The 26652-nt window shown below is 51.5% G+C and carries 24 protein-coding genes; 15 read left to right on the forward strand and 9 right to left on the reverse strand.

Annotation, left to right across the window (positions count from 1 at the left end; translation table 11 throughout):
• Window position 1: 1 nt before the first annotated feature.
• Window positions 2-1684, reverse strand: coding sequence for an NFACT RNA binding domain-containing protein (locus tag ACYVI1_RS02895; RefSeq protein WP_460906502.1), 1683 nt, complete (start codon window positions 1682-1684; stop codon window positions 2-4).
• A gap of 300 nt (window positions 1685-1984) precedes the next feature.
• Between ACYVI1_RS02895 and ACYVI1_RS02900 the strand changes: the two genes are divergently transcribed.
• From ACYVI1_RS02900 to ACYVI1_RS02935, 8 genes are all read left to right on the forward strand, one after another.
• Window positions 1985-5251, forward strand: coding sequence for a SusC/RagA family TonB-linked outer membrane protein (locus ACYVI1_RS02900; RefSeq protein ID WP_460906504.1), 3267 nt, complete (start codon window positions 1985-1987; stop codon window positions 5249-5251).
• A 13-nt stretch (window positions 5252-5264) separates the two neighbouring features.
• A complete protein-coding gene (locus ACYVI1_RS02905; protein ID WP_460906506.1) occupies window positions 5265-7013 on the forward strand; it encodes a RagB/SusD family nutrient uptake outer membrane protein in 1749 nt (582 codons plus the stop codon).
• A gap of 120 nt (window positions 7014-7133) precedes the next feature.
• The gene (locus ACYVI1_RS02910; protein ID WP_460906508.1) at window positions 7134-7400 is read left to right on the forward strand and encodes a hypothetical protein; all 267 of its coding nucleotides are present in this window, start codon (window positions 7134-7136) and stop codon (window positions 7398-7400) included.
• Window positions 7401-7424: 24 nt separating this feature from the next.
• A complete protein-coding gene (locus ACYVI1_RS02915; RefSeq protein ID WP_460906510.1) occupies window positions 7425-7664 on the forward strand; it encodes a hypothetical protein in 240 nt (79 codons plus the stop codon).
• Between the two features lie 93 nt (window positions 7665-7757).
• Window positions 7758-8963, forward strand: coding sequence for an AGE family epimerase/isomerase (locus tag ACYVI1_RS02920; protein ID WP_460906512.1), 1206 nt, complete (start codon window positions 7758-7760; stop codon window positions 8961-8963).
• Between the two features lie 174 nt (window positions 8964-9137).
• On the forward strand, window positions 9138-11570 hold the full coding sequence (locus ACYVI1_RS02925) for an endonuclease MutS2 (protein WP_460906514.1): 2433 nt from the start codon (window positions 9138-9140) through the stop codon (window positions 11568-11570).
• Window positions 11571-11649: 79 nt separating this feature from the next.
• A complete protein-coding gene (locus tag ACYVI1_RS02930) occupies window positions 11650-12312 on the forward strand; it encodes an HAD family hydrolase (protein ID WP_460906516.1) in 663 nt (220 codons plus the stop codon).
• A 50-nt stretch (window positions 12313-12362) separates the two neighbouring features.
• Entirely contained in the window at window positions 12363-13142 is a 780-nt protein-coding gene (locus ACYVI1_RS02935; protein WP_460906518.1) for a peptidase associated/transthyretin-like domain-containing protein, read from the forward strand.
• Here ACYVI1_RS02935 and ACYVI1_RS02940 read toward each other — a convergent pair.
• Window positions 13121-13843 (reverse strand): histidine kinase dimerization/phosphoacceptor domain -containing protein, encoded by a 723-nt coding sequence (locus ACYVI1_RS02940; protein WP_460906520.1) that lies wholly within the window; start codon window positions 13841-13843, stop codon window positions 13121-13123. The two genes, ACYVI1_RS02935 and ACYVI1_RS02940, sit on opposite strands and share 22 nt — an antisense overlap.
• A 17-nt stretch (window positions 13844-13860) precedes the next feature.
• On the opposite strand from ACYVI1_RS02940, the gene ACYVI1_RS02945 reads away from it, so the two are divergent.
• Both ACYVI1_RS02945 and ACYVI1_RS02950 read left to right on the forward strand, forming a co-directional pair.
• Complete coding sequence (locus ACYVI1_RS02945) at window positions 13861-14391, forward strand: hypothetical protein (RefSeq protein WP_460906522.1); 531 nt, start codon at window positions 13861-13863, stop codon at window positions 14389-14391.
• Between the two features lie 44 nt (window positions 14392-14435).
• Window positions 14436-14675 (forward strand): T9SS type A sorting domain-containing protein, encoded by a 240-nt coding sequence (locus ACYVI1_RS02950; protein ID WP_460906524.1) that lies wholly within the window; start codon window positions 14436-14438, stop codon window positions 14673-14675.
• Here ACYVI1_RS02950 and ACYVI1_RS02955 read toward each other — a convergent pair.
• The 3 genes from ACYVI1_RS02955 to ACYVI1_RS02965 all read right to left on the reverse strand — a co-directional run bounded on the left by ACYVI1_RS02955 (window position 14661) and on the right by ACYVI1_RS02965 (window position 19067).
• Window positions 14661-15152 (reverse strand): MOSC domain-containing protein, encoded by a 492-nt coding sequence (locus tag ACYVI1_RS02955; RefSeq protein ID WP_460906526.1) that lies wholly within the window; start codon window positions 15150-15152, stop codon window positions 14661-14663. The two genes, ACYVI1_RS02950 and ACYVI1_RS02955, sit on opposite strands and share 15 nt — an antisense overlap.
• Before the next feature lie 40 nt (window positions 15153-15192).
• Complete coding sequence (locus tag ACYVI1_RS02960) at window positions 15193-16113, reverse strand: metallophosphoesterase family protein (protein ID WP_460906528.1); 921 nt, start codon at window positions 16111-16113, stop codon at window positions 15193-15195.
• Between the two features lie 227 nt (window positions 16114-16340).
• Window positions 16341-19067, reverse strand: a complete 2727-nt coding sequence (locus ACYVI1_RS02965; RefSeq protein ID WP_460906530.1) for a DUF5686 and carboxypeptidase regulatory-like domain-containing protein — start codon at window positions 19065-19067, stop codon at window positions 16341-16343.
• Window positions 19068-19264: 197 nt separating this feature from the next.
• Here ACYVI1_RS02965 and ACYVI1_RS02970 point away from each other — a divergent pair, with 197 nt between their 5' ends.
• The 3 genes from ACYVI1_RS02970 (at window position 19265) to ACYVI1_RS02980 (ending at window position 21503) form a co-directional block, all read left to right on the forward strand.
• On the forward strand, window positions 19265-20662 hold the full coding sequence (locus ACYVI1_RS02970) for a M24 family metallopeptidase (RefSeq protein ID WP_460906532.1): 1398 nt from the start codon (window positions 19265-19267) through the stop codon (window positions 20660-20662).
• Between the two features lie 148 nt (window positions 20663-20810).
• Window positions 20811-21038, forward strand: coding sequence for a hypothetical protein (locus ACYVI1_RS02975; RefSeq protein ID WP_460906534.1), 228 nt, complete (start codon window positions 20811-20813; stop codon window positions 21036-21038).
• Between the two features lie 3 nt (window positions 21039-21041).
• Window positions 21042-21503: a type II toxin-antitoxin system VapC family toxin gene (locus tag ACYVI1_RS02980; protein ID WP_460906536.1), complete on the forward strand. Its 462-nt coding sequence runs from the start codon at window positions 21042-21044 to the stop codon at window positions 21501-21503.
• Here ACYVI1_RS02980 and ACYVI1_RS02985 read toward each other — a convergent pair.
• The 4 genes from ACYVI1_RS02985 to ACYVI1_RS03000 form a co-directional block, all read right to left on the reverse strand.
• Window positions 21500-22510 (reverse strand): zinc-dependent alcohol dehydrogenase, encoded by a 1011-nt coding sequence (locus ACYVI1_RS02985; RefSeq protein WP_460906538.1) that lies wholly within the window; start codon window positions 22508-22510, stop codon window positions 21500-21502. The genes ACYVI1_RS02980 and ACYVI1_RS02985 overlap by 4 nt on opposite strands.
• Before the next feature lie 102 nt (window positions 22511-22612).
• Window positions 22613-23002 (reverse strand): VOC family protein, encoded by a 390-nt coding sequence (locus ACYVI1_RS02990; RefSeq protein ID WP_460906540.1) that lies wholly within the window; start codon window positions 23000-23002, stop codon window positions 22613-22615.
• 95 nt (window positions 23003-23097) lie between these two features.
• On the reverse strand, window positions 23098-23901 hold the full coding sequence (locus ACYVI1_RS02995) for a sialate O-acetylesterase (protein ID WP_460906542.1): 804 nt from the start codon (window positions 23899-23901) through the stop codon (window positions 23098-23100).
• Window positions 23894-26059 carry a heparinase II/III domain-containing protein gene (locus ACYVI1_RS03000; protein ID WP_460906544.1) on the reverse strand — a complete coding sequence of 722 codons (2166 nt, stop codon included), beginning with the start codon at window positions 26057-26059 and terminating at the stop codon, window positions 23894-23896. The genes ACYVI1_RS02995 and ACYVI1_RS03000 overlap by 8 nt, the downstream gene beginning before the upstream one ends.
• Before the next feature lie 14 nt (window positions 26060-26073).
• Here ACYVI1_RS03000 and ACYVI1_RS03005 point away from each other — a divergent pair, with 14 nt between their 5' ends.
• Window positions 26074-26304, forward strand: a complete 231-nt coding sequence (locus tag ACYVI1_RS03005) for a hypothetical protein (protein WP_460906546.1) — start codon at window positions 26074-26076, stop codon at window positions 26302-26304.
• Entirely contained in the window at window positions 26301-26648 is a 348-nt protein-coding gene (locus ACYVI1_RS03010) for a type II toxin-antitoxin system PemK/MazF family toxin (RefSeq protein WP_460906548.1), read from the forward strand. The genes ACYVI1_RS03005 and ACYVI1_RS03010 overlap by 4 nt, the downstream gene beginning before the upstream one ends.
• Window positions 26649-26652 lie beyond the last annotated feature (4 nt).

Genomic DNA, 26652 nt, shown 5'->3' on the forward strand with positions numbered 1-26652 from the left:
ACTATTCTCCTCGTGGCACAACCAGCAGCACGTCTTCTTTTTCGACAAGTACCTGCCCTTCGGCGAGACCTTTTGGTTTACGAACAAATTTTTTGGGCGTTACCGTTACCGGGCACAGGCTGTCGGTTCGGCGTTTCGAGTACCAGGCGGCCAGTTCGGCGGCCCGTTCAATCACCGATTTAGGAAAAGATTTACCAGCCTGGTATTTTACGATGACGTGAGAACCAGTAACATCGCGGGCGTGGAGCCAGAGGTCGTCTTTGTAGGCGTATTTCTGAGTCAGCAAATCGTTATTCTTGGCATTCCGCCCAACCAATATTCGGAACGATTCTACCATAACTTCCTTAAATAACGGCCCGGCTTCGTTCGTGTTGGTTGACGCCCCCACTCCGCGTTCACTGAGCAGAGTATGCTGCTTTACGTACCGTCGAAGTTCTTTCAATGTTTGAATACCCTCCAGATCGATTTTCTGCTGCTGAATTCGGGCTGCTTCAGCCTCGCGGCCTGCAATCTGATCAGTCAGGTGTTGTTCCTCAATGGCTTCGTTCTTCGCCTTGCGGTAAAAATTCTCCGCGTTTTTCTGCGGACTCAGGTCAGGTTTGAGTTTGAGCGTAATGGGTTGGTCGCGGTAGAAGTCGTACAGGGTTACCCGTTCGGGCGATCGACCTGCTGAGGCTTGATCAATATCGTGCAGATGGGCCATCAGAATATGGCCCATCTCCTCATGGCTGACCCCTTCGTCACGCAGCACAAGTCGCTGCATGGCCGCGTCGATGTTGGCTTCGGCACGTTTTCGGCGTTTTTCGAGCAGCCGAAGCAGGTCTGCTTTCTCGTGCTCAAACGTACTTAAGCCAGTAAACGCGATGAAAAACCGATTGGCGGCTTCAATCGGGTCTGTAAATTCGTGCTGATATGGGCTGGCATCCCGATCACTAACGGGCACCAGGCTAAGCGTTGGTTTATGATCCAGCCGGGTGAGGTAGTAGCGTGGCTGTTCGAGTTGTTGGATAACGTCCTGAACAATGGTCCACTTTTTCAGCGGTCCCTGCTCCCCGTCGCGCGCCATTTGCTCCTCAATCCAGCCGTTCACGACCTTACCAAACGTTGGGAACAGTTTCCGGTGGTCGAAATCAGCCTGCTCAAACGCCTGATAAGACTGGTCGATTGGGCGGTCGAATCCATTAAGCGGGCGTTGCTCGTCGGTTACCAACTGGCGATTGAACAGGTCGATAACCTGATTTCCCCGGTAGGCCAGCAGGTTAGGACGATTTCCAAAAAATTTGAACAATAACGTGAAATCCTCTTCCAGCCGAATGGCCAAACACCGCTCGTTCAGAAACGATTGAACTCCCACTACAGGCAGTTCTTTACCATTCTCTCCTCTGACCCCTTCGAATAAATCGACACTATTGGCACGGGCACGCTGCACGGTTTCGGGAAAGAGCAATCCTGAAAAATCCGGCCGGAGGGTAGCTTTGATATAGAACGGTTTATAATAATTCGTTTTCCCTTTCGCAACGGCAAAAACCAATACGATTTCGTCGCGATCCTGGCTAAAACATGTCATAAACCGAAGCCTCTGAACGGGTTTATCGGCCGGGTCCGATTGAGTAGTTTTACGGCTCAGCATGATGGATTCAAGGGCCGGAGCAAGTTGGCGCAGGAAGTAGAAATTTGTGTGCATAAGAGCACAAAGCTAACGCTAAAGCGCGTGGCGTATCGCGTTAACCCGACGGAATTGTTTACGAAAAACAGTATTACGCTTATTGAAGTAATTATATATCTATAATAGAGGTTACTTTTTTAATGTATTGATTATCAATAAGTTATTAAATTATTTACAAAATGTTTTTATAACTAAAGCAAGATAGAGTAATATTTTACAGCAGAACTGATTAGTTTTTATTGCGATTATACTTTGAAATATAATTAAACCAAGCTAATATTGATCGTTTAACTTATTTTTAAAACCAACCTACTTTTCATGAAAGCACTGTTTTACAGATTTCTGCAAACTGCTTTTCTGGGTACAGTATTAGTACTGTGGAGCTTAACCGCTTCTGCTCAGGACCGTCGCATAACGGGTAAAATCACTGGCGTTGATGGCCCGGTGCCCGGGGCCAACATTGTGCTGAAAGGCACACAAACAGGTACTTCCTCCGACGCCAATGGGGACTTTAGCATCAACGTTCGGGGCGACAATCCAGTGCTCGTTATTTCGGCCATTGGCTCCAAAACCCAGGAAGTGTCAATCGGCAACCGTTCCTCAGTAAGCATTGCCCTTGTCGATGATGCAACGGCACTGGAGGAAGTTGTCGTAACGGGTTACACAACCGACACCAAACGGGAAACGACCGGTGCCGTTTCGACTGTGAAAGCCAAGGCCCTAACGGCTGTGCCTTCTGGCAACGTTGAGCAGCAGTTACAAGGTCGTGTGTCGGGTCTCACAGTTATCACGAATGGACAACCTGGAACGGCCAGTCAGGTGCGGATTCGGGGTTTTGGCGCCTTCGGCGGTAACGAACCGTTGTACGTAGTTGACGGGGTGCCCATTGGCTCAACCAATTTTCTGGCTCCCGACGACATTGAGACCACAACGGTACTGAAAGATGCCGCTTCGGCCTCTATTTACGGAGCGCGTGCCGCCAACGGTGTCATTGTTTATACCACGAAAAAAGGGTCGAGAACGGCCAAACGACTGAGTGTTAGCTACGATGGTCAATATGGCGTGACTGACCCCGGCAAAGGACCGAACAACCTGAACCCGACTGAGTTTGCCGACTGGACCTGGCAGCAATACCGGAACACAGCGTTCCAAAATGGTACTGCCCCAGTGTACAACCACCCGCAGTTTGGCACAGGAGCGACACCAGTTATTCCTGACTACATCAACGTAGGGGGCGCTGCCGGTGTAGTTGGTACGGTGAATCTGGAAGCAGAGCGGGCAAAGTACAATGTGAACCCAGCCGCTGGCTCTATTTATCAGGTAGTGAAAGCCAACAAAGAAGGCACCGACTGGTTCAAAGCCATTACGCGGCAGGCGGTCCTGCAACGGCATTCGCTGGGCTTCTCGGGTGGTAGCGAAAACAGCCGGTTTTATATTGGCATGAGTGCACAGACCCAGCAGGGTATTCTGCTTGAAAATGACTTTAAGCGATATACCTTCCGGGCCAATAGCGAGTTTAACCTGTCGAAGCGCATTCGGATCGGCGAAAATCTCCAGTTTACGTACCTCTCCATTCGGGGTCAGGGTGGTGGTGCTGGTGGTCAGGGCGTAGCCGCTGATGAAAACGATTTTAACCTGGCTTACCGCATGCCATCTATTATCCCAATTTATGACGAGTTCGGTGGCTATGCCGGTACAGCCGCGAAGGGTTTCAATAACCCTCGTAACCCCGTAGCCCAGCGTCAGGGACAGGCAAATAACAACAACTTCGGTATTCTCGGCTTTGGCAGCTTATATGGCGAATACGAGCCGATTGATGGACTGACCTTACGTACCAGCATCGGTGGTCAGATTTTCAATAACTATGGGATAGGCTATGGCCGGATTCAATACGAGAACTCAGAGAATAACTCAGCTACGAGTTATAATGAAAATGCCCGCTATGGTATCTCGTATGTGTTCACTAACACGGCTAACTATAAACGGCGGTTTGGTATCCACAACTTAGACGTACTGGTTGGTCAGGAAGCGCTTAACACGGGCGTTACCCGAGGTATTAATGGTAACGGGCAAAACCCCTTCTCCTTCGACCCGAACTTTATCACCCTGGAAACGGTGTCATCAACGGGCCGGACGGTCACCAGTGACTATTTCCGGGGCGTTAATTTCTACTCGCTGTTTGGCCGGGTTAACTACTCGTTCAACGACAAGTACATCTTTACCGGGCTAGTTCGGCGCGATGGGTCGAGCCGCTTTGGGTCGCAAAACCGCTATGGAGTGTTTCCGGCGGCTTCGGTGGCCTGGCGCATCTCATCTGAAGAATTCATGAAGAACCTACCCTGGGTGACCGACCTGAAAATCCGGGGCGGCTACGGCATCATGGGTAACTCGAACAATGTGGACCCCAACAACCAGTTTAACCTGTATACAGCCAGCCTTGGTAATTCGGCCTACGACATCAATGGCTCGAACTCCAGCACATCGGCTGGCTATTACCGGTCACGAATTGGCAACCCGGCGGCTAAGTGGGAAAGCTCGATTACCACAAACATTGGCATAGATGGTTCGTTCTTCAACAACCGCTTAGAGGTAGTTTTCGACATCTGGCGGAAGGATACCAAAGACCTCCTCTTTCAGGTACCTATTCCTGATGTAATCGGTAACTACGCGTCAGCCCCATCGGTAAATATTGGGGAGATGCGAAATCAGGGCATTGACCTTCAGATCATTACACGGGGTAAAATCGGGACTGAAGTTGGCTACGAAGCTAATTTAACGGCCAGTGCGCTAAGCAATAAGATCGTATCTCTGGCGCCGGGCCTGACGTACCTGACATCGGTAAACCCAGGTTTCCGTGGTATCAACCCCATTCGGAACCAGTTGGGCTATTCGATCTCGTCCTTCTACGGATACCAGGTGCAGGGTTTATTCCAGAGCAAAGAAGAAGTAGCTGCTGCGCCCACGCAGGACGGCGCAGCTCCAGGTCGGTTCCGGTTTGCGGACATTAGCGGTCCAGACGGAAAACCAGATGGTAAAATCACGGCTGATGACCGGACGTTCCTGGGTAGCCCAGTGCCGAAATTCACGGGGGGTATCAACCTGAAGTTTACGTACAAAAGCTTCGACATTGAAACCTATGCGTACACATCGATAGGCAACAAAATCTTCAATGTCTCGAAATGGTTTACCGACTTCTACCCGTCGTTTGCCGGGGCTGCCATCAGTGCTCGTGTAAAAGATTCGTGGAACCCAACGAATCCCAATCCTAACGCGACCGTACCTATTTTTGAATCGGCGGCAAACTTTAGCACCAATGGTCAGTCGAATTCGTACTACGTTGAAGATGGCTCCTATTTCCGGTTGCAAAATCTGTCCATCGGCTATAATCTGCCCACCGCTTTTCTGAGTCGCATTAAACTACAGCGAGTACGGGTATTTGCTTCGACAAACAACCTGTTAACGATCACCAAATACCAGGGTATCGACCCCGGCGTAGGTGGTAACGCGGATACTAACTTTGGTATCGACGTAGGAAATTACCCCTTAACGCGGCAGTTCACAGGTGGTTTGAGCATTGGTTTCTAATCAGACACAACACATGAATCTTAAAAAACAACTTATAGTTCTTGGCTCGACCGCAGCGCTATCGCTGGTGGGAGTAGCCTGTAAGGATTCCTTCCTCGAAGTGCCCGTAACTGGGCAGTTGAGTATTGCCCAGCTCAATACAAAAGCGGCCATTGAAGGGTCCTTAGTTTCCGTATATTCAATACTCAATGGCCGGGGAGACCGCAATGCCTCCTTTGCCAACTGGGTATGGGGTGGTATGCGCGGGGGTGATGCTAACAAAGGGACCGACTTCGGTGACGGCACCAACTTTGTGCCGATCCAACGCTTCGAGACCATCCCAACCGGCGACGTCGCTGGCACCTGGGCGCGGAAATACGAGGGCATCTCCCGCGCCAACGCAACGATACGTCTGCTGGCTACGGCTGGCCCTGACGTATCAGCCGCTGATAAAACTCGTATCACAGCCGAAACCCAGTTTCTGCGCGGATTGTATTACTTCGATCTGAAACGGCTCTACAACATGGTCCCATACATTGATGAGAAGGTGGACTATGGTACAGGCATCGAGAAAGTGCCTAACAACGTAGACATATGGCCGAAAATCGAAGCTGATATTAAGTTTGCCTACGATAACCTTCCTGAAACCCAGGGAGCGGTGGGCCGGATAAATAAATGGGGTGCAGCCGCACAGTTAGCTAAAGTGTACTTGTATCAGAAAAAATACACGGAAGCCAAAACCTTGTTTGACCTCATTATTGCCAGCGGTAAAACATCAAACGGCAAGAAGTATGGCTTAGTAGCGAAATATGCTGATTTATTCAGAGCCTCGAACGACAACAATGAGGAGTCTATATTTGCCATTCAGGCGGCTGCCAATACGGGGAGTGTGAACAACGCTAACCCGGAGTTTGACCTGAACTACCCCTACAACACGGGGCCGAACGGGCCAGGCAACTGTTGCGGATTTAACCAGCCGAGTTTCGAGTACGTAAACTCGTTCCGCACCGATGCGAATGGCCTGCCGCTACTCGACAATTCATATAACACGGGTGCTAATCAGGTGAAAAACGACATGAATATTCTGAGCAAGGACCCCTTCACACCCGATCCGGGTAACCTTGATCCCCGGCTTGATCATGCTGTTGGCCGGCGGGGTATCCCCTACCTCGACTGGCAGGATCACCCTGGTTCCGACTGGATTCGCTTGCAGACGAGCGGGGGTCCGTATTCGCCTAAGAAGTTTACCTACTACAAATCGGATGTAGGTTCGCTCCAGGACAACAGCTCGTGGACCCCCGGTTATACGGCGCTTAACTTCCCGATTATCCGTTACGCCGATGTGCTACTGATGGCGGCTGAAGTTGAGATTGAAATAGGTTCCTTAGCCAAAGCCCGCGACTATGTCAACCTCGTTCGGAACCGGGCGGCTAACCCTGCTGGTTTCGTTCTGAAAGCGGGTGCACCTGCCGCTAAGTATGTGATTAAGGAGTATCCGGCGTCTACCTTTGCCACCAAAGCATCGGCCACAACCGCCCTTCGGTTTGAGCGTCGATTAGAATTAGGCGACGAAGGCCACCGTTTCTTCGACCTCGTGCGTTGGGGTGTTGCTGCCCAAACGCTCAATGCTTACCTCCAGTATGAAGGCGCGTCAGCTCGTCTGCCAACAGCACTGGGAGGAGCTGTCTTTACGGCTGGACAAGACGAGTACCTGCCTATTCCGCAGGCCCAAATTGACATTCAGGGTAAAGATATTCTGAAGCAGAATCCAGGTTATCAATAAGCCTGTTCATTTATTTGTGAATAGAAAAGCCGGTTCTGAATTATCAGAACCGGCTTTTTGCCGTTAAACAATCTACGTTCGCTCAGGTTATTAATTCTACCCAACTAACCAATCAACGTCATGGCGAACAACAAAACCACAAACCAGCCCGGCTCGAACGACATGCAGCCCCATGCCGAACGGACGCGCAATCAGGAAGCTCACGATACGAGTAAAAACCGGCCCAACGGCGAACGAACGATGACCAACTCCAACAAAACCAAACAGGGTGAGGAGGATAACCACGTTCTGGATAATACGAGCGAAGAAAAACTCGCCGACGAACGCGGAGGCCACGGCCATTCGGGCCATAGCGGCAACCGCAATGGCAGCCGCAAGCGGCAGTAATCAACACTAAACAAGTACAGCATTATGAGCAAAGGCACATCACAGCCTACCGTCCGCGATACGGCTGATGACACGAAGAAGTATGAATTAGACAATAACCTGCCCGACGAAGCGCAAGGCAAAACGGCGCGGGGTAAGCATAAAAGCAAACAGAGCACCGAAGATGAGCACGATGCTACCGGCTCTGTTGAGAATACCAGCAAAGGCGGACATGGCCATTCGGGCCACAGCAGCAACCGAAGCGGCAGCGAATCGAACGCCTGATGTGTAATGAATAATGATTAATGGATAATGAGTATTAAGCGGCTATCTCTTGCTTCGTTATTCATTGTGCATTATTCATTATTCATTTCTCCAATGGACCTTGCCCAACTCCAGGCCGAACTCCGGCAGGAACACAAAGATATTCTGGCCTATTGGCAGCGTTACGCGCCCGATAACGAACAGGGGGGCTTCTATGGTCGGGTCAATTACCAGAACCAGCCCGATGCCAAAGCCGACAAGGGTATTGTGCTGAATGCCCGCATTTTATGGACATTCTCAGCAGCCCTTCGGCATACACACCATGAAGAATACCGGGCCACCGCCGACCGGGCCTTCCAGTACATCCGGCAGTATTTCATTGATCCGCAATACGGTGGCGTTTATTGGTCGGTCGATGCCACCGGCCAACCGAAATACCCACTTAAACATCTGTACGGGCAAGCCTTCGCGCTCTATGGCCTGAGCGAATATGCTCTCGCCACCCGTTCTGCCCCCGCACTCGACTTAGCGAAAGTGCAGTTTCAGAACATGGTCCATCATGCGTTCGACAAAGCGAAAGGCGGCTTTGTTGAAGCGCTCGCCCGCGACTGGTCGCCCGCAACGGACTACATCATCAGCAAATACGATAATCAGGAAATTAAAACCATGAACACTCACCTCCACATTCTGGAGGCTTTCACGAGCTTGTACCGCGTCTGGCCCGATAAATCCGTGGCCGATCAGATACGGGGAATGCTGCGCGTGTTTCTGGACCACATCGTTGACCCGAAAACCTATCGCATGAATTTGTTCATGAACAACGACTGGACCATTCGGCGGACAGCCATTTCCTACGGTCACGATATTGAAGCGGCCTGGCTCCTGCCCGAAGCGGCTCATGCCTTAGCGGCAAAAAACACGGGCGACAAGCCGTTACAGAAAACCATGCGTGATGTGGGCGTGAAAATGGCGCGGGCCGCTGCCGACGGATTTGACCCGACCGATGGGGGCATGAATTATGAGCTTGAACCAAATGGTCATCTCAACAAAGAACGTTCGTGGTGGGTGCTGGCAGAAGCCATGGTTGGCTTCATGAATGCCTACCAGCTAACACACGACAAAACGTTTTTAGATAAGTCGGTGCGGAGTTGGGAGTTCACCAAAAAATACCTGCTCGACCTCAAAAATGGCGAATGGTTCACCGGCGTTACGGCCGATCACAAGGTGCTGGGCAACGAGAAAATCAGCATGTGGAAATGCCCCTACCACAACAGCCGGGCGTGCCTCGAAATGCTCGAACGGCTGGAGCATATACGATAAGAGCCTATCTACCCAAAAAATGGTAGCCTGGACGGCCACGTCCGGCTGAATAATTGGTGTTTACCCGGACATGGCCGTCCAGGCTCCGAGTAAGACTGAACCCTCCCTCCCGGCCCTATGTTAGATGTATAGAGCAAACAAAACCTGCTCACGGATTACTTCTCACAGATTTAAATGCTTTACCCCAACACCTTAGAACATAAATTAGGGTTCGATACCATCCGCGAACGGCTCAAAGAAGCCTGCGTCAGTCCGCTGGGACAGGATTATGTCGAGAAAATCCGGTTTACGGACAACGTACAACTCATTGACAAACTCCTCCGGCAAACCATTGAATTTAAACAGATTGTTCAGTACGAACCCGACTTTCCAAACACCAACTACATTGATGTTCGCCCGCATTTGAGCCGTGCCCGCGTGGAAGGATTAGCCCTGACCGAAGCCGAGTTTTTCGACCTTAAACTTGCCTTTCGGACTATTCAGGAGTGTTTGCGGTTTCTCGCAAAGCGTGAAGAAGACAACAACTTTCCGTTTCTGCGCGAGCTGGCCGGACCTGTTGGCATCGATAAAAAACTCACTGAATCCCTCGAACGCGCTATCGACGACCGGGGCAACGTGCGCGATACGGCCTCGCCCGAATTAGCCAGCATTCGTCGGCGGATTATTAGCGAACAGGCCAACCTCCGCAAACGACTCGACAGCATCCTGCGGCAGGCCCGACAGAACGGCTGGATTCCCGACGACCTGTCGCTGACCGTGCGCGGGGGCCGATTAGTGATTCCCATTGCTGCCGAGCATAAGCGCAAGATCAAAGGCTTCGTGCATGACGAGTCGCAGACGGGGCAAACGGTGTTTATGGAACCCGCCGAAGTGTTCGACGCCAACAACGAAATCCGCGAATTAGAGTATGAAGAACGGCGCGAAATTTACCGGATTCTGCTGGCTCTGACCGATCAGGTTCGCCCGCATCTGGAGGACTTAAAAAAAGCAGTCAATTTTCTGGCGCAGATTGATTTCATCCGGGCGAAGGCCAAATTAGCCGTTCAGCTGGAGGCTATCATGCCCAAACTCCACGACCGCCCCTTTGTGAACTGGACCAACGCCCGCCACCCGCTACTCTATCTGTCCTTTGCGAAACAGAATAAAACTGTTGTGCCACTGAGCGTTCGGTTAGATGAAAAAGCCCGGATTCTGATAATTTCCGGTCCTAATGCGGGTGGTAAATCGGTTGCCCTGAAAACCATTGGCCTCCTGCAATACATGCTGCAATGCGGGCTGTTGGTGCCCATGGCTGATTATGCCGAAATGGGCGTTTTCCAGAACCTGTTTATCGACATTGGCGACGAACAATCCCTTGAGAATGACCTGAGTACCTATTCGTCGCACCTGACGGCCATGAAGCAATTTCTCATTGGCGCCCACAAAAAGACCCTGTTTCTGATTGACGAATTCGGGACGGGCACTGAGCCGGGCTTAGGTGGCGCTATTGCCGAATCCATTCTGGAAGACCTTAACAAATCGGGGGCGTATGGGGTGGTTAATACGCACTACACGAACCTGAAAGTAATGGCCGACAAAACGCCGGGGCTGATTAATGGAGCCATGCGCTTTGATGGCGAACACTTAGAACCGCTCTATCAGTTAGAAATTGGGCGTCCCGGTTCGTCGTTTGCGTTTGAGATTGCCCAGAAAATTGGCCTGCCCAAAGGGGTAATCGAGCGAGCCAAAGAAAAGCTTGGTAACCAACAGGTTAACTTCGAGAAGTTGCTAAAAGAATTGGACATCGAAAAGCGCGTTTTCTCCGAAAAGAATCTGGAAATAAGTATCAATCAGCGCAAAGTAGCCCAGCAACTCGCCGAATATACGGCCCTGAAAAACCGGCTGGACAACGAGCAGAAGAAAATCGTTAACGAGGCCAAACAGAAAGCCAAAGCCTTAGTACAGGAAGCTAATCAGCGCATTGAAACCACGATCCGGGAAATTAAAGAAAACAAAGCTGAGCGCGACGTAACCAAACAGGTTCGGCAGGAATTGGAACGGTTTGAGCAAAAGGAACTCAAACCCGAACCGGTCGTCATCGAAACGCCAAAAACTGCCGAAGCGGAGTTTGAGACCGATGGCGGTGCCATTACCATTGGCAGTTATGTTCGCATCGCTGGCCAGAACGCCGAATCCACAGCGGCCATTGGTGAGGTGATAGCTATGCGCGGTAAAGACGCCGAAATCCGAATCGGTGAGCTGAAGTCCAATGTGAAATTGAACCGGCTCGAAAAAGTCAGCAAAAAGACGTTTAAAGACGCCACCGACGTGCGCGACGACCGACCCCGCAGCCAGGGTGTTGACATGAACGAGAAAATGCTGAACTTCAGCTTTAACCTCGACATTCGGGGCAAACGGGGCGAAGAAGCCCTGGGCGAAGTAGACCGTTTTTTCGATGATGCGCTGATGCTGGGCTTCCCCGAACTCCGCATCGTTCATGGCAAAGGCGACGGGATTCTGCGAACCCTCGTGCGGAATCACCTGCGCGGCTACAAGCAGGTGGGCAAGATGGAAGACGAACACGCCGACCGGGGTGGTGCGGGCGTGACAATTGTGAAAATGAAATAAACAAGTTTCATGTTTCAAGTTCAACGTTTCAGGTTAGGCCGCACAACGTTGAACTTGAAACATGAAACTGAATTAGCTTATGAAAGCAGTTATTTTTGATATGGACGGGGTGCTGGTGGATACCAATCCCCACCACCGAATCGCCTGGCGCGACTATTACCAGCGTAATGGCAAAACTCTGAGCGATGCCGACTTTGTGCAGTATGTTTCAGGAAAGCACAATACCGATATCGTCGGCCATCTGTTTTCGAATCAGACGCTTACGCCAGCCGAAGTACTTCGGCTGGGTAATGAAAAAGAGGCTCTGTTTCGGGAATTATATCGCCCGGTTATCACACCTGTTGCGGGATTAGTCGATTTTTTGAAAGCCTTGAAAGCCGCTGGTATTCGCACAGCCGTAGCCACCTCAGCGCCAGTCGAAAATCTTGATTTTGTGGTCGATGCCCTCGGCATTCGTGACTATTTCGATGCCCTGTTGAACGAGAGTATGGTTAGCAACCCAAAGCCTGACCCGGAAATTTACCAGAAAGCGATGGCAATGCTCGGCGTTGAGCCAGCGGAGAGTATCATTTTTGAGGATTCGATGACCGGCATTCAGGCCGCCAAAGCGTCGGGTGCTTATGTGATCGGCATGGCCACAACACAGTCGCTTAACGAACTACGACCTTTTGTGGATGATGTCGCCACTGATTTCACAGAACTAACGCTGGACCGGCTGCAACGGTTGATTAAGGTTTTTTAACAGGATTTACCGGTTTCAACCCGTATTTTTGTCTTTCTGTCATTCCAACGATGCCCAGCAAACTACTCCTGTCGGTTTTTCTTGCCAGCTTGCTGAGTTGGCCGGGCAGCGCGTGGGCACAAGGCAAATTCGTCATTGGAACGGTTATTGACCAAACAACCAAACAGGCCGTTGATAAGGTGACGGTCGTTAATCAGCGAACTCGTCAGCGTGCCCGTACCAATGCAACCGGGCGTTTTTTTCTGACGCTTCAGCCCGGCGATTCGCTCATCCTGACCAGTCAGTTGTATAACCGAACGGGCATTCGCTATGATGGCTCTGATAATCCGACTATCGTTGCCCGACCGTTGCCGCCCATGCCCTACCGTGTCATTGACCTGGCCGAAGTGACCGTGACAGGAAAACGGTATGAAGAAGTCAAGCGCGAAATCCAGGAGATTCTTGATGAGCCGACAGCTTCCAAAAAAGTGACGGGCGACCAGGCGTTCGACCGGCTGGCCGATGGCGCGGGCGTAACGCTACTGTATGAGATGTTCGGGAAACGGCCTAAATCAGACCGAAAGGCGCATTACATTATGCAGCAGGACCGGCGGCATGCGCTGGCCCTCGAACGATTCCGGTTATTGGTCGAACAATCGACAACGCTCAAAGCCGACGAGGTTGACCGGTTTTATGACTTCTGCGATTTCGAGGATGATTATTTGCTCAAAGTGGAAGACTACGACCTGATTAATTCCATTCAGCAACTCCGCAACCGCTACCGGGATGGACTGAATCGCCCCAGCCGACTCTCGCCCACCCCTACTGATCAGTCGGCGAAGAAGCCGTAGCCTGGTGATCCGTACTCTGGTGATGCGGCAGCTTGCAGACTAAGCAGGCTCGACACCACCTGTAGGTTATTCTTAACCCGGTGATTTTGTTCTTTCAACAAGTCCTCATTTCGGCGGCTTATACGCTGATTTTTACGGGACAGCCGTAAAAATACAAGGCTCATGCCAACTGCAACAACGAACAAAGCCGAGGTGGCTATGGTGAATTGTTGCTGAGTCTGTAAGTTGTCGGCGCGGAGAACCAGTTCCCTGTTTTGTGCTTTCAGGACAGCGTCTTTTTTGTCGGTTTCGTATTCGATATTCAGGCGGGTAATCGCGCCGTTGCGGTCTGTTAAAAGTCGCTTTTGCTCTAAATCTTTAAGTTTTTTCAAATGTTGAAACGCTTCATTCCACTGGCCGGTAGCTTCAAAGTAATTTACAAACTTATTTTCCAGACCAACACGAGTTTCAAATGCTTCTATCTTCCTGCTCTTATATAGCTTTTCAGTCTCAACAAGTGCTTGCCCGGCCTCATCGAACCGGTTATCCAGTAAGTATGCGGAAGAAAGCTGCATCAGCACATTTATCACAATGCCATCTCTTTTCTTTAGGGAAAATAAATAAAAACTCTTTTTCAGATAAGGGATTGCCTGCGAATCGTTAATTCTCGTGAAAAGTTCTCCCAGTTGAATGTCTGCTTCGGCTATACCCGCAGGGTACAAAACTTGTTAAAGACATCGTGCCTGATAAGGGAAGTTCGCTCAATAGTTCAGGAGATCCTCCTTATCTGACAATACTGAATAACAAACTGCTTTTTTTAGTTACAGATGATGGCTCAGGCCGCGCCCGTTTGTGGACGAGTGATGGCACTACTGCCGGAACAGTACCGCTTACGTCAAAAATCAGCACAACTATTTCTAAAATAGCAGGTGTCAGTGCAAAAGACAATATACTTTATTTCACGGTTAAGCTTAGTACCGGATCTGAATTATGGCGCACGGATGGGACCGATCAAGGAACATCCAAAGTTGATATAGGTGTACAAACAAATGCTGAATCTATTGCCTATTTATTGACTAATGACGGCTTCTTTTTTAACTATTTCAACAGCGGTGACAGTGGAAATGTTCGTAAAATAGTGAATGGGCAGACTTCTCAACTATTCTCTTTCACAGCAGGTTATCCGGGGCCTACATTGTTGGGTTCTGTAGATGGCGCACTTTATATTTCGGCCAGGGGTACGGCTGTTTCAACAACAATAACAATTTAATTACGGATACAGGACCAGTGTATTCTCTTACCGAAAGCCAGATCATGGTTTACCCAAACTCTACGAAAGGTGATTGTTGGATAACGATTGACGTAGTTTCCAAACAAGCGATTGATCTGCATGTAGTAGACGCCTTGGGCAAATTGATTCGGCACTGGAATGTGTCAGTCACGCCAAAAATGCAACCGATACGAGTTAGCCTGCCAGATGTTAATGGGTGGTATTTTCTGCGAGTCGAAACCGAAAAAGGGTCGGTGGTGAAGAAGGTATTACGGGTTAATTAAATCAGTAACCACAACCGCATCCCCCACCCGCACTGTCCCGCCCTTCACCACCTTTGCCGTCATGCCCCCATGCCCGCGCATGGCGTTGTAGCCGCCGGGTCCCAGAGCGGTTTCCATTTTGGAACACGGGTGACATTGGCCCGTGATTTGAAGCACCGTATCGCCAATCTGGATATGGTGGTCTTTGAGGGCCAGCAGATTCAGGCCCGACACAACGATGTTCCGGCGCAGGAGCGCGGGGTCGAGCGTGTCGCGGCCCGTTAGCGCGGCCACAACGGGCAAGTGTTCGGCCTGAATGAGCGTGACATGGCGGTTGCCCGACTGCCCGCTGTAATGGTCGCCGAGAATGCCTTTTTTATCGGAAACCTCAACAGCCTCAACGACGACCACCGATTCGCGCCGTTGGGGCCGGATGCCAATCCACTCTACCCGACCGGGCCGGGGAAATACGTCGAATAAGTCGTTGATGTTCTGCATGAGTTAATGTAGGCTGAATTTTCCCCCAGCCTACATTAACTCAATAATTCACGTACTGGTTCTGGACCGACCCATCATCGAACAAATCGACAACGGCGTAACCGGCTGCGGTATGGTGGTACTTGCCAAACCACCACGCGCCACTGACGGCCCCGTTGCAAAAGTACGACACGCCATTATAATCCACCCGGTCCACTAAATGAATATGGCCGCTGAGGGCGGCCTTTACATTGGGAAAACGATGAAAAAGAGTGGTCAGCCGCACGGTGTCGCTGTGCATCCATCGGGCGGGTATACTCCAGTTGTCGTCGGCGAACCGCTGCCCGTCGAAGAACACACAGGCCGCCAGAATCGGCACGTGAGAGACAATCAGGATTGGAGTTTCGGGCGAAGTTGCCTGTAGGTCAGCTTCGAGCCAGTGGTATTGTTCCTCGTCTAAATGCGCCGTGTACCAGCTACCGTCGGCTTTGGGCTGAACGCTGTCTAACACGATAATATGCCAGCCATTCTGGGTGAGGCTGTAGTACGGGCGTGCTATGTGCAACTCGTCCATCGCCCATTTTCGACCATCGCTAAAAGCAGTTGTGGTTTCCTGTCGGCACCAGATGTCATGGTTGCCCACGCAACTTAGCATGGGCAGGGCATTTTCACTTTTGAGTACATCCTGATAGAGTCGCCACTGCCGCCGAACGCTGTCCTGCCCCCGGCCATGCGCTTCCATAATGGCATCGCCCCCATTAATGAGTAAGGCTGGCTTATCGGCCAGCCCCTGCATGTGATCAAGGCATTTTTCAAATCCTTTGGCTGCCCCCAATAAGGGCTGCATGTGAACATCGGTGAGGTGAGCAATTCGTAAGGCCCGTTGTTTGAGCGGTGTAGCTACCTGAGCCGTAGCCAGATTATTGACCGAAAGAGCTGCAAGGCCCGCACCCATTCGCCTAACTACGTCGCGACGATTCATGCGTACTGTGTTGGTTTAGGCAAAGTACGGCTGCATCCGTGACTTGTTGATTACGTGCGTTTTATGATTCTGTTAGGGAATTACCTCTGTGGGCGTAAATTGTTCATAAGCAGGCAATATGTGCTAAATAATCACGCAAAATCGAATTTCATTATTTTGTTCGACCCCTGCGGGGTCGAACAAAATAATCTGGCAAAAAATAGTTTAACTTAACTCTGCGTGATTACTTACCGGCCAAACTTCAGCGTGGTGCCAATTCGGAAACCCAATCCCTGGTACTTCGCGTCCTGCCACTGCGAAATAACCTCCACCCGGAAAAACGGCAGCACCTGCGGAATGATACCATCTAAGCCATACCCCACTTCGGTATAGTGTTTTGATGAAGGTGTATAGAGGTAATGCACAAACAGATTCTCTTTCAGACCAATCAACCGAACAAGGGTTAGCTGCGTAATGAAAAACTTACGAAACTCGGCCAGCAGATGCCCTTCGGCGAACCGTTTGCCGGTGCTGTACTGGTAATACGGCAACAGCCGGAAACTCGAAACGACATCACCCTGCTGAAAGAAAAACTCGTTCCCAGCAAAGTGCTTAAAGTCAGGAAAATAGAGTTGCCTGTCATTTAGAAACGCACCCGCACTGAGCTGGTAATTCAGCCGGCTGCGAATCCCCGTCTCAAAGGAATGGCTGATGGTTGCCTGCATAAAATCGTAATCGACATCGGCCATTCCTTTGCGGTAGTTCAGTGATAACAGGGGCGCATCATTGTCGCGCCGGGCAATCCGCCGACCGTTGCGAATAGTGTACTGCGTAGTGCCTAATCGCGCCGAAGCGGTCAAGTTCAGTACCAGCGCGTTATGCGTCGGAAAAGCCGTGTTCGTTAGATCAGCGTTATCGGGGCGGTTCGGCGTGTAGACGCGATTTCGCCAGTTAATCCAGGGCTTTATGTCTTCTTTGAAATTTGACAACTCGGTGCGCCGGGCATAGTCCAGACTTCCTGTCAGCGAAAGGCGATTCTGAAATGGCGACGCGCTGATGGTCAGATTCAGGAAATCTTTCTGATAAAGTTTTGCAAAATTCTGCTCGAAAAGCAGCGTCGTCAGCGTGTTCAGGAATGGGCTGATGGGATTGTCGGGGTTGAACTGGTAGAGATACCGCCCGCCCGACACACCGATTCGCGTCGCTTTATGCTGGTAACTCGCCTGCCCAAAGCCCACAAACTGCTGCCGCCCGAACTGGTAGCGTCCTGTGCCGCCAATGTTCCACTCGCCTAATTGAATCTGGGTAAACCGACTGATTGAATCCACTTTCGCCCGGTAACGCAGATTCAGGGCGGCCTCCACTGAGTAGCCTTCAACCGTGTTATACTCAATCCGCGACAGCGGGCTGGCGTAAATCAGCGAAGTATGTTTGCTCAGTCGCCATGTGTGGCCGCCAATCAGTTGACCCGCCGAGAACTTGTTCGGCAATTTCTTTTTTGCGGTACTATCGCGTCGGGTGGTGTCGGTGATGCCCGGCGTATCCACGCCGGGCGCTTTTATTTCGCGCGCTAAACCGAGGCTATCGGCTTTGCGGTAACTTTTGGCTTCGGCCGTAGTAAGCGGCACCGACCGCAGCGAATCCCAGAACACGTTGGTGCGTTTGCGGGCCAGCGAATCCACTACCAGCGAGTCGTCGCGCACGACGGTAACGTCTTCTTTCCGTTTTTTACGGGCCTCTTTTTCCTGCTTTTCGTATTCTTTGACCATCTGACGCAGGTTTTTGGTCGAAAACTCCTTTTGTTTCTTTACCAACTCATCGAGCTGACTTCCTTTGATGTCGCTTTTGGAGAGCGTCGTTGCGGGAGGAGCTTTTCTCTCGTCGGTCACTTCAATATCTTCCACAAAAGCCGGGTTCACCACAAACTCGCTGAAGGTCAGGTTGCGGATGTAGTAGCCCGATGCTTTTACCCCCAGATACGACCCGCTGCCAGTCAACCGCTGGTTGGTGGGCATCCAGACCCCCTGAATCGGGCTGCACATGTGCCTGATAATAAAGGAGATACCAATATTAGTGATGGTCTCCAACTGTAAACTATGAATGGCCCAGGTATTTTCGATGATGTAGATCGTGCCCCGAAAAACGCCCTCACCGTATTGACGGGGAATAACTTGTATCTTGCTGATTTCTACCGGAGTACCCGTCGGACCCGGCTCCCGGAACGTGCCTTTGTATTCAAATTTGTAATAGGCAAACGCTTTCGGCGACAAAGGCGACACCGTTCCGGCAATGGTTGGGTCGTAGAAACTGGCATTGAAAAATCGGCTCGGACTCAGGAATTCACCCTGCGAATTTCGATTGGCAATGATTCGCTGTTGATACTTATTCGGCTGGCTGAACGTCACTTCCGACACGGTTTCATTTAGAATCGGCACACCTACTTTAAAATTCGCTTCGCGTTCAGCTTCTTTTAGTTGTTTACGAAAGGCCATTTCGGCCAGTTTGGGAATATCCAGCACGGTAACCGACGATTTGGTGTACACCCGCGCCTTAAACCGCTGCACCTGCAACTGATGAAACCGGCTTTTGGCAATAGCCCGGCGCATGATGGTGTAGGCCGGGTCTTCGTTACCTGCTTTGGTCTGCACTTCGGCCAGCCGATACGCCTGCTCCTCCATCGTAACATCCAGTGCGGTAAAGCCCGATTCGATGGTAACAGATTTTTGTATCGTTTGGAAGCCTAAGTATTGAAACGCGATGGTGTAGTTGCCCGGTGCCAGCGCGATTTCGTAGCGTCCTTCGGCGTTACTGATTGTGCCCGTTGACCGGGCCGCCGGACCGGTGCCTTTAACGATTACACCCGCGAAGGGAAGCACGTCGCCCTGCGCGTTTTTAACCGTTCCGCGCAGACCCGTTTGTCCGTTGGCAAGTAATGAACTCAGTAAAGTAAATACAAGTAGTAAGATAGACTTCATGCACGAATAGATTGTAGTCAATACCCAAAGGTACTGCCTGAACTGGCCTATACCCACCATTTATAGATAAACGGCGGTTCAGTGGTTAATCTGCTATTCAGAAGATGCACAAAGAAATCAAATCGTTGTCTACGCCTTTTGTTAAAAAACTATAACGTGTGTTGCGTATCTTGCTCAAAACTGCTCACCTGAACCACATGCCAAAACCGCTACACTTCCTCGTCAACGTATTCATTTTTTCGGCAACTCTCTTAACAATACGTTCCCAACCCATTCAACCGGCTGCTGTGTTACCCGAACGCGAACGGGCGCGGGTTGTCGATGAACTTCTCGAAGACCGATTTACGAACCTCCTGCCCCAGCTTATGCGCCGGGAAGGCCTGGATATGTGGATTATTATTTCCCGCGAGTACAACGAAGACCCGGTGTTGCGAACGATGCTGCCCAGTACCTGGCTCTCGGCCCGCCGTCGAACAATTATGGTATTCTTCGACATGGGGGGCGACAAAGGCATTGAGAAATTAGCCATTGCCCGCTACGACGTGGGCAACCTGCTCAAAGGCGCGTGGGACATCGACGTTCGGCCCAACCAGTGGGAAGCGTTGGCAAAGATTATCGAGGACCGTAAACCGAAAAAAATTGGTTTGAACACCTCAACTAACTACGGCCACGCCGATGGCCTGTCGTTTTCGGAGCATCAGGAATTTCTGAAAAAACTACCGGCTGAGTACCAGAAACGCCTTGTTTCGGCGGAGAAAGTGGCCGTTGGCTGGCTCGAAACCCGAACGGAAAAAGAAATGGCGATTTATCCGCTCATCTGCCGACTGTCACACCAGCTAATTCAGGAAGGGCTTTCGGAGCAGGTCATTCAGCCGGGCGTGACCACGACCGACGATGTGGTGTGGTGGTTTCGTCAGCGCATTACCAGCCTCGGCCTGGATACGTGGTTTCATCCGACGGTCGATGTCCAACGGGCTGACCGTGGCGACGGTGGTGCGGCATCCCGACCGAACACTGACTTCAATCACCTTCGCACCTTCTCGAAACGGCCTGATAAGCAAGTCATTATGCCCGGCGATTTACTGCATGTCGATTTCGGGATTACCTACCTGCGCCTGAACACCGACCAGCAGCAACACGCCTACGTTTTGCGTCCCGGCGAAACCGACGTTCCCGAAGCTATCAAAACGGCCTTTACGCAGGGCAACCGATTGCAGGAAATTCTGACGGAGCAATTCAAGGTGGGCAAAACCGGCAATCAGATGCTACTCGCGGCTTTGGAACAAGCCAAAAAAGAAGGTATTAATGGCACGATTTACACCCACCCCATCGGTGTTCACGGCCATGCTGCCGGGCCAACCATCGGTTTGTGGGACCAGCAAAAGGGCGTTCCCGGCCCCGGCGATTATCCCTTGCTGGCCAACACGGCCTATTCCATCGAACTTAATGCCGCCGTAGAAATTCCCGCCTGGAAAAAAATAGTCCGCATCATGCTCGAAGAAGACGGCTTCTTCGACGGCCAGATGTTCCGCTACATCGACGGTCGACAAACGGAAATTTACACGATTCCGAGGAAGTTGGGGTATGTCAAATAATGTAGAGACGAGTCGGAATGCTGCGCCGGCTTACCTATCAGACATTAACGTATCTCCGCAACTAAAGATAGCAACAGAATAACCGGAACGCGCCGTTGACACATACTGTTGACGTGTTGTACTTTTGCATAAACCATCTGGCCAACCGATGAACAAGACCACCAAAAAATCTGACCCAACTGAGCCTTATCAGTTCAAGCCGCTCAAATCGTACTCCGTTGACGAAGTTCTGGCGGCCGGCGGCACCTCTGCCTTCGGGCATAAAATGGGTATGTCCGGCGAAAAGCAGATTAAGGCTTTGTCTGAAATACCTCCAGTTGAATTCTCCGATGAAGAATGGGAAGATTTATTAAAACAGTTAGAAAACGACAAGTAGCGGATGAATCTACTTCTGGATACAAACATTGTTATGGCCATCCTCAAGTCGAGAAATGCAATTAAGATGCTCAGCTACATCAATCCTCATAAAACATTGATGTATATCTCTGTCGTTGTGGAAGCGGAAATTAAAACGCTTGCCATTCGCAATAGATGGAGTGAAAACCGATTGGCCCAACTTGATTCGTTTCTGGAACAAATTCGTATACTCGAGATTAATCAAACACTTGTTGCTACTTACGTTGAAATTGATACGTACTCCCAGCGTCAGAATCCAAACTTTACAAAATATTCGTTCAATACTCCCAGAAATATGGGTAAAAATGACCTCTGGATTGCGGCCACCGCTGCACTTTTGGGTCTTACCCTCGTCACTACTGACCGTGATTTTGACCATCTTAATACGGTCTTTCTGGAGGTTCGCTCTATCAGGCACGAAGAATTAAAGCCGTTCCTGTCTTAGCACTCCAGCAAATACTTCATCCCCGCCGGGTTGTTGTCAATCGTTTCAAATACCGACTGAGCATCGGCTAAAGGCGAAATTTGCGTGATGAGCTGGTCAAGCGGCAGCGAACCGTCGGCTGCGAGTGCAATGGCTTCGTCGAAGTCTTCGGGTTCGTAGACACGGGCGCCAATCAGCTTTAGTTCACGCCAGAAGAACCGAAACAAATCGACGGATTTCGGTTCGGCGTGGATGGCGACCATCACAATCCGGCCCCGCACCCGCACCACCTGCGTCATGGCCGCAACGCCCGCCTGCACCCCCGATACCTCGAAGGCTACATCGGCCATTGCCCCGCCCGTAAACTCCTCAACGCGAGCCACTAAATCCGTTTCTTTCGGATTGACCGTTGCCAAACCAAGTGATTCGGCCAATTGCAAACGAGTCGTATTCACTTCCGAAACCAGCACCTTGCCGCCCTTGTGTTTCACCACTAAGGCAATCAGCATTCCGATGGGACCACCGCCGATAATCACCACATTCTCACCGGCTTTCACCTCGCCAAGCCGCACGTCGTGGCAGGCAACCGCCAGCGGTTCAATCATGGCACCGAGTGTAAGGGGCAGATTGTCGGGCAGGCGGTGGAGCGTATAGGCGGGTACGTTCCAGTACTGCTGCATCCCGCCGGGCGTGTCGATGCCGATGAATTTCAGGTTCTGACCGATGTGCCGAACGCCGTTATCAACAGAAACTTCCTGCCCCGGTTTGAGTGGCCGAACTGCTACCCGGTCGCCGACCTGCCAGTCCGTAACGCCCTCGCCAACGGCGTCAATTTCGGCGGAAACTTCGTGGCCAATGACCTGCGGAATGCTTACCCGCTTGTCCATGCTGCCGTGATAAATATGGACGTCGGTGCCACAGACGCCACAGTACGCTACTTTCAGACGAACCTCGCCGGGCAACAGCGGCTGAATGTCGGCGTCCTGTAAATCAAATGTTTTGTTGCCGGAGTAATGGAGTGCTTTCATGTCGTTTTAATGATTGAGTGGTTGAATGATTGAGTGAATGATTGAGTGATTGAATAGGTTTCTGCGCCAGCTATTCAATCACTCAATCATTCAGTCACTCAATCATTCTATATTCCGTTCCAGAATTTGCAGCATGTTCCCGTCGGGGTCAATGAGATTGCGGACTTTGCCGCCACCGATGGCTTCTACTGTTTCACCACCCCAGGTCACGCCCTTCGTGTCGAGAAAGGCGATGGCGTCGTCGATGCTGTCGACCCGCAGGGCAATATGCGACCAGCCGGGTGTCCAGGTCGTGCGCTCGGGCCGGGTCGTGTCATCTTTGGGCATCACTTCGAGCAGGGTGCCATCGGGGGCTTTAAGCATCCAGACGGGCTTAGGATGTTTAAACCACTTCTCGTAGCCGAATACCTCACAGTACCAGTCGGCTAATTGCTCGACATCGTTGGCAGCCACGCCGGGATGGTCGATGCCCGTAATTTTCAGTGTATTCATGTCTAATGGTTGATGTCTAATGAATAATGTACAATGGGCAACAATTTCCAGCACTTTTTAACTATTGTTTGACGCGGATTACTGTTATCCATTATTCATTTTACATTATTCATTTTAGTAATGGCTTCGGCATACCGGCGGCCCAACTCACGGGCTGATGGTGCATTGAAATGGGTTTTGTCACCTTTGTCGGTCAACCCCGACGCATCGACGCAGGCCACGCGTGGGTCACGTTTGGGCAGGTTGCGCAGGATGGCGTTAATCTGCACTGCCGATGGGGTTTTAGCCACGTAGAAATCACCCAGCGTTCCGACCACAACCGGTACAGCAGGCGACGTTAATTCCTGCCGAAATCGCCCGATAAGCTGCGTCAGTTTCTGTTCGTAAGTTGCCACCAGTTCGGGTTTACTGTCACTTTCGCCCTGATGCCAAAGGATGCCGTGCAGTGTCCCCGTTTGCTGAGCCAGTTTCGCCCGGCTAATAGCTTCGTCGTAAGGATGGCTTTTCGTCTGGTCATGGTAACCGCCCGGTTGCCAGGCATCAATGGCTGACCCGCCCGCTGCCGCTGGAATCAGGCCGATGAACACAGTGGTGTCCCGCGCGGCCATCAACTTGCCGAAAGCCAGTCCCGGCCCAACGCCCACTACGTCGGGTTTGTCGAAATGCAGGGGTTCAGTAGCCGGAACCCACTGGTTATCGCGGTTCAGCACCCAAACGCGGGAATGCGGAGTTTTATCGACCGTTTCGACCGTGCCGCGCCCGGCCATATTCGATTGACCGGCCAGCAGATACAGGTGAAATTTGGCTGGCGAAATGCCCGGTGGCAATGTCGATTGAGCAAGTACATCCAGACTACTCATAACCAGAGAAACAGCAAGCAAATAAAAGGCTTTACGCATTATCGGGCATCCGGTTTAGTGAATACGTTTCGGCCTGACGGGTTATATCCCACTGCCGACCGTGTCCCGAAATTAGTGAAAGCTGACCTGCCATTTCGTCATAAATGCGTAACGTCCATTTACGTTCGCCATTTGTTAACGTAAACGCATTATCCTCTACTATTAATTGCCAGTTATCCAGCCGGATAGCGTCATCGAGCGCGATAGCATGAACTACGGTGCGGCTTGTGACTGGGGTGGATTCCGTCCAGCGATAAAGTAATCCACTACCAGGACGACCTTCGCCTAACTGATTGGGTTCGACGTGGTAGGCATCATGCACGTAGCCATACACCGGATGGCCGAGTCGTGCAGAACCGGGGCCGCTAACGCTTTGGTGAAACAACTTCATGCCAGCTTCGTTCCGTCTGACAGTTAGGCAATTGTTTGCACTCTCAACCTGCGCCTGTCCGTCGCGGTTGTTGACAAGCCAGTTCCAGATGGTCGTGACGGATTGCGTAGCCTCAATCCGGTCGACAACGAACAGCACATGACTTCCCGCCAATAGCCACAGCCGGGTAAACTCCTGAATGGGTGCGCCATACGCGGCTCCAACGTCGGCCCCAACGACCGATACGGGTTCGTCGCGCTGGGCGATGAGTCGGCGGTTGCCCCGGTTGACGGGTTCGCCGGGTTTGCCATTAACCAAAAGTCGGCGGGGCAGCACGCTTTTTTGTTCCAGAAGCGTCGCTTTGGCCATGTCTTCCTGCAAACCCAGCGTTTCGCGCTCCACCAGAAAGGTGCAGGTGTTGTGCGTTTGGGTGCTGCTTTCCAGCCCGTGAATCAGGTTGCGGTAACAGCTATGACCAGGGTCGACCAGCAGCCGTTCGCGGTTGTGAACGAGAATAAAGCTGTTCAGGTCGGCGTGCAAATGACCCGGTCCGTGCAGGCCATCACCCCCGCCGTTGATGGCCACAATGGTGCGCCCGTCCCAGGCATCACGCAGGAACGCATGGCCGTTGCTAAACGACTTTGTTAACGGCAAACCGGCTTCATTCGGGCTGATAGCCTGGCTTTCATGCGTCAATAGCGGAAGTGTCAGAAAGCCCCAATCGTTATGCATCCCAAACGTAGCCAGCTCATGTGGCCCCTGCGTGGGCACCGGCGCATAGTATGTGTCGAACAAGTAACGGGCCAACCCGCGTTCTTCGTCCGAATTACTCCGGGCTACAATGTGCAGGAGCAAATCGCCCGACGGTCGGAACAGGGCCGCACTATCGTTAAAATTGGCTGCCCGTGCGCGGGGTTCGGTTCCCCAATTAGCCAGCGGTTTGGCATAGAACATACTGCTGACAACCCACCGCATTCCTTTTCCGTAAGCCGCTACATCGAGCAAAGCTGCCAGGTCGGGGTAGTTCCGGCAAAGAGCTTCGTGGCCCAGCATGAGCGCGAAGGCTAAATAATTACCGTATTGCAGCGACTCGCCGTAGGAACCGTCGGGCTGAAACGCCAGCGCGCAACGACCTAACTCAGGTACGTACTGGTCGAGCAAAGCTTCATCGCCCAGCACCGCTGCCGCCACCACCACGCCCGATGTCAGAATGCCCCGCCAATTGGCTAAATGGCTGTTTTTATCAATCCATCGCCGACAAAGCATAATGCCTTTTTCGGTCAGTGCCTGCCGGATTTCGGCCTGCTCCGATTCGGTGAATGCGGCTTTCGCCAGGTCATACACCGCACTCAACGCCCAGCACAGATGGGCCGTTTCGAGATGGCCTGTCAGGGGTTCCGAGTGGTCGCGGAAGGCGGGTCCTGCCCAGTCGTAAGCGGGGGTGCGGGCAATGTCGAGGGTAACGGTTCGGAGCCAGGTTGCCAATCGGTCGTCGGCGGTCCGGCTTTCTGGATGAAGGGCGTACAGCATGGCTGCGTCGGAGAGGTACTCTGCCGCCGGATAATACCAGGCCGTCGTCGCTCCTGGACCGAGCAGTCCTTTCCTGGCCACCCGGTCATATACACGCTGGTACAGAGCCGCATGAAAACGGCTCAAGAGTGGGTCGCCTGCCCGCAAACCGTTTAGGATTTGGGTACGTTCGGTAGACGTCAGAAAGCATGAAGTATCTATTTGCTCCACTACTGAATTAGCATCTTGTTTCGTTAGTTCATTATTTTGCTGAATCATGCTATCTTTAGGCTATGACAGTCATCGAATTGAAAATTCCCGACGACCTGGAACCTGCTCTGCAACAGGTGCCTGGCGACAAGCAGCAATTCATTCTTGATGCAGTTCGGCACCAACTTGCAGGGTTTGCCCAGGCAATAGAAACGGATATTGAAGCCGCTACAGCCAGCGACCTCCAGGATGAGTTGCTGACACAAAATGAATTAAGCTACTATTTAAACCTGCCTAATGTATCAACAAGGTGATATTTGGCTCGTTGATTTCGACCGCACCGGCGGCCCGGCCAAGCATTGGGCATGAATACCAGAAAGTACGCCCTGCTCTCATCGTTGAAGGCGACAGTTATTTGTCGCTCGGTAACCTGATTACTGTAATCCCGATTTCATCACAACTGCATAAATCAACCCTGCTTGATGTATTGATTGCGAAGACTCTAGCAAACCGATTAGTAAGCGATTCGCTCATCAAAACCCGACAAGTTAGCACGTTCGTCAAACGACGGTTTATCAAATATATTGGTCCGTGCGAAGTCAGCGTTTTGTGGGCCGTACTGAACAATCTGTCGCTTTATCTCAGTCTGCCCGTCTGACTTC

This window comes from Spirosoma areae, assembly GCF_054781775.1.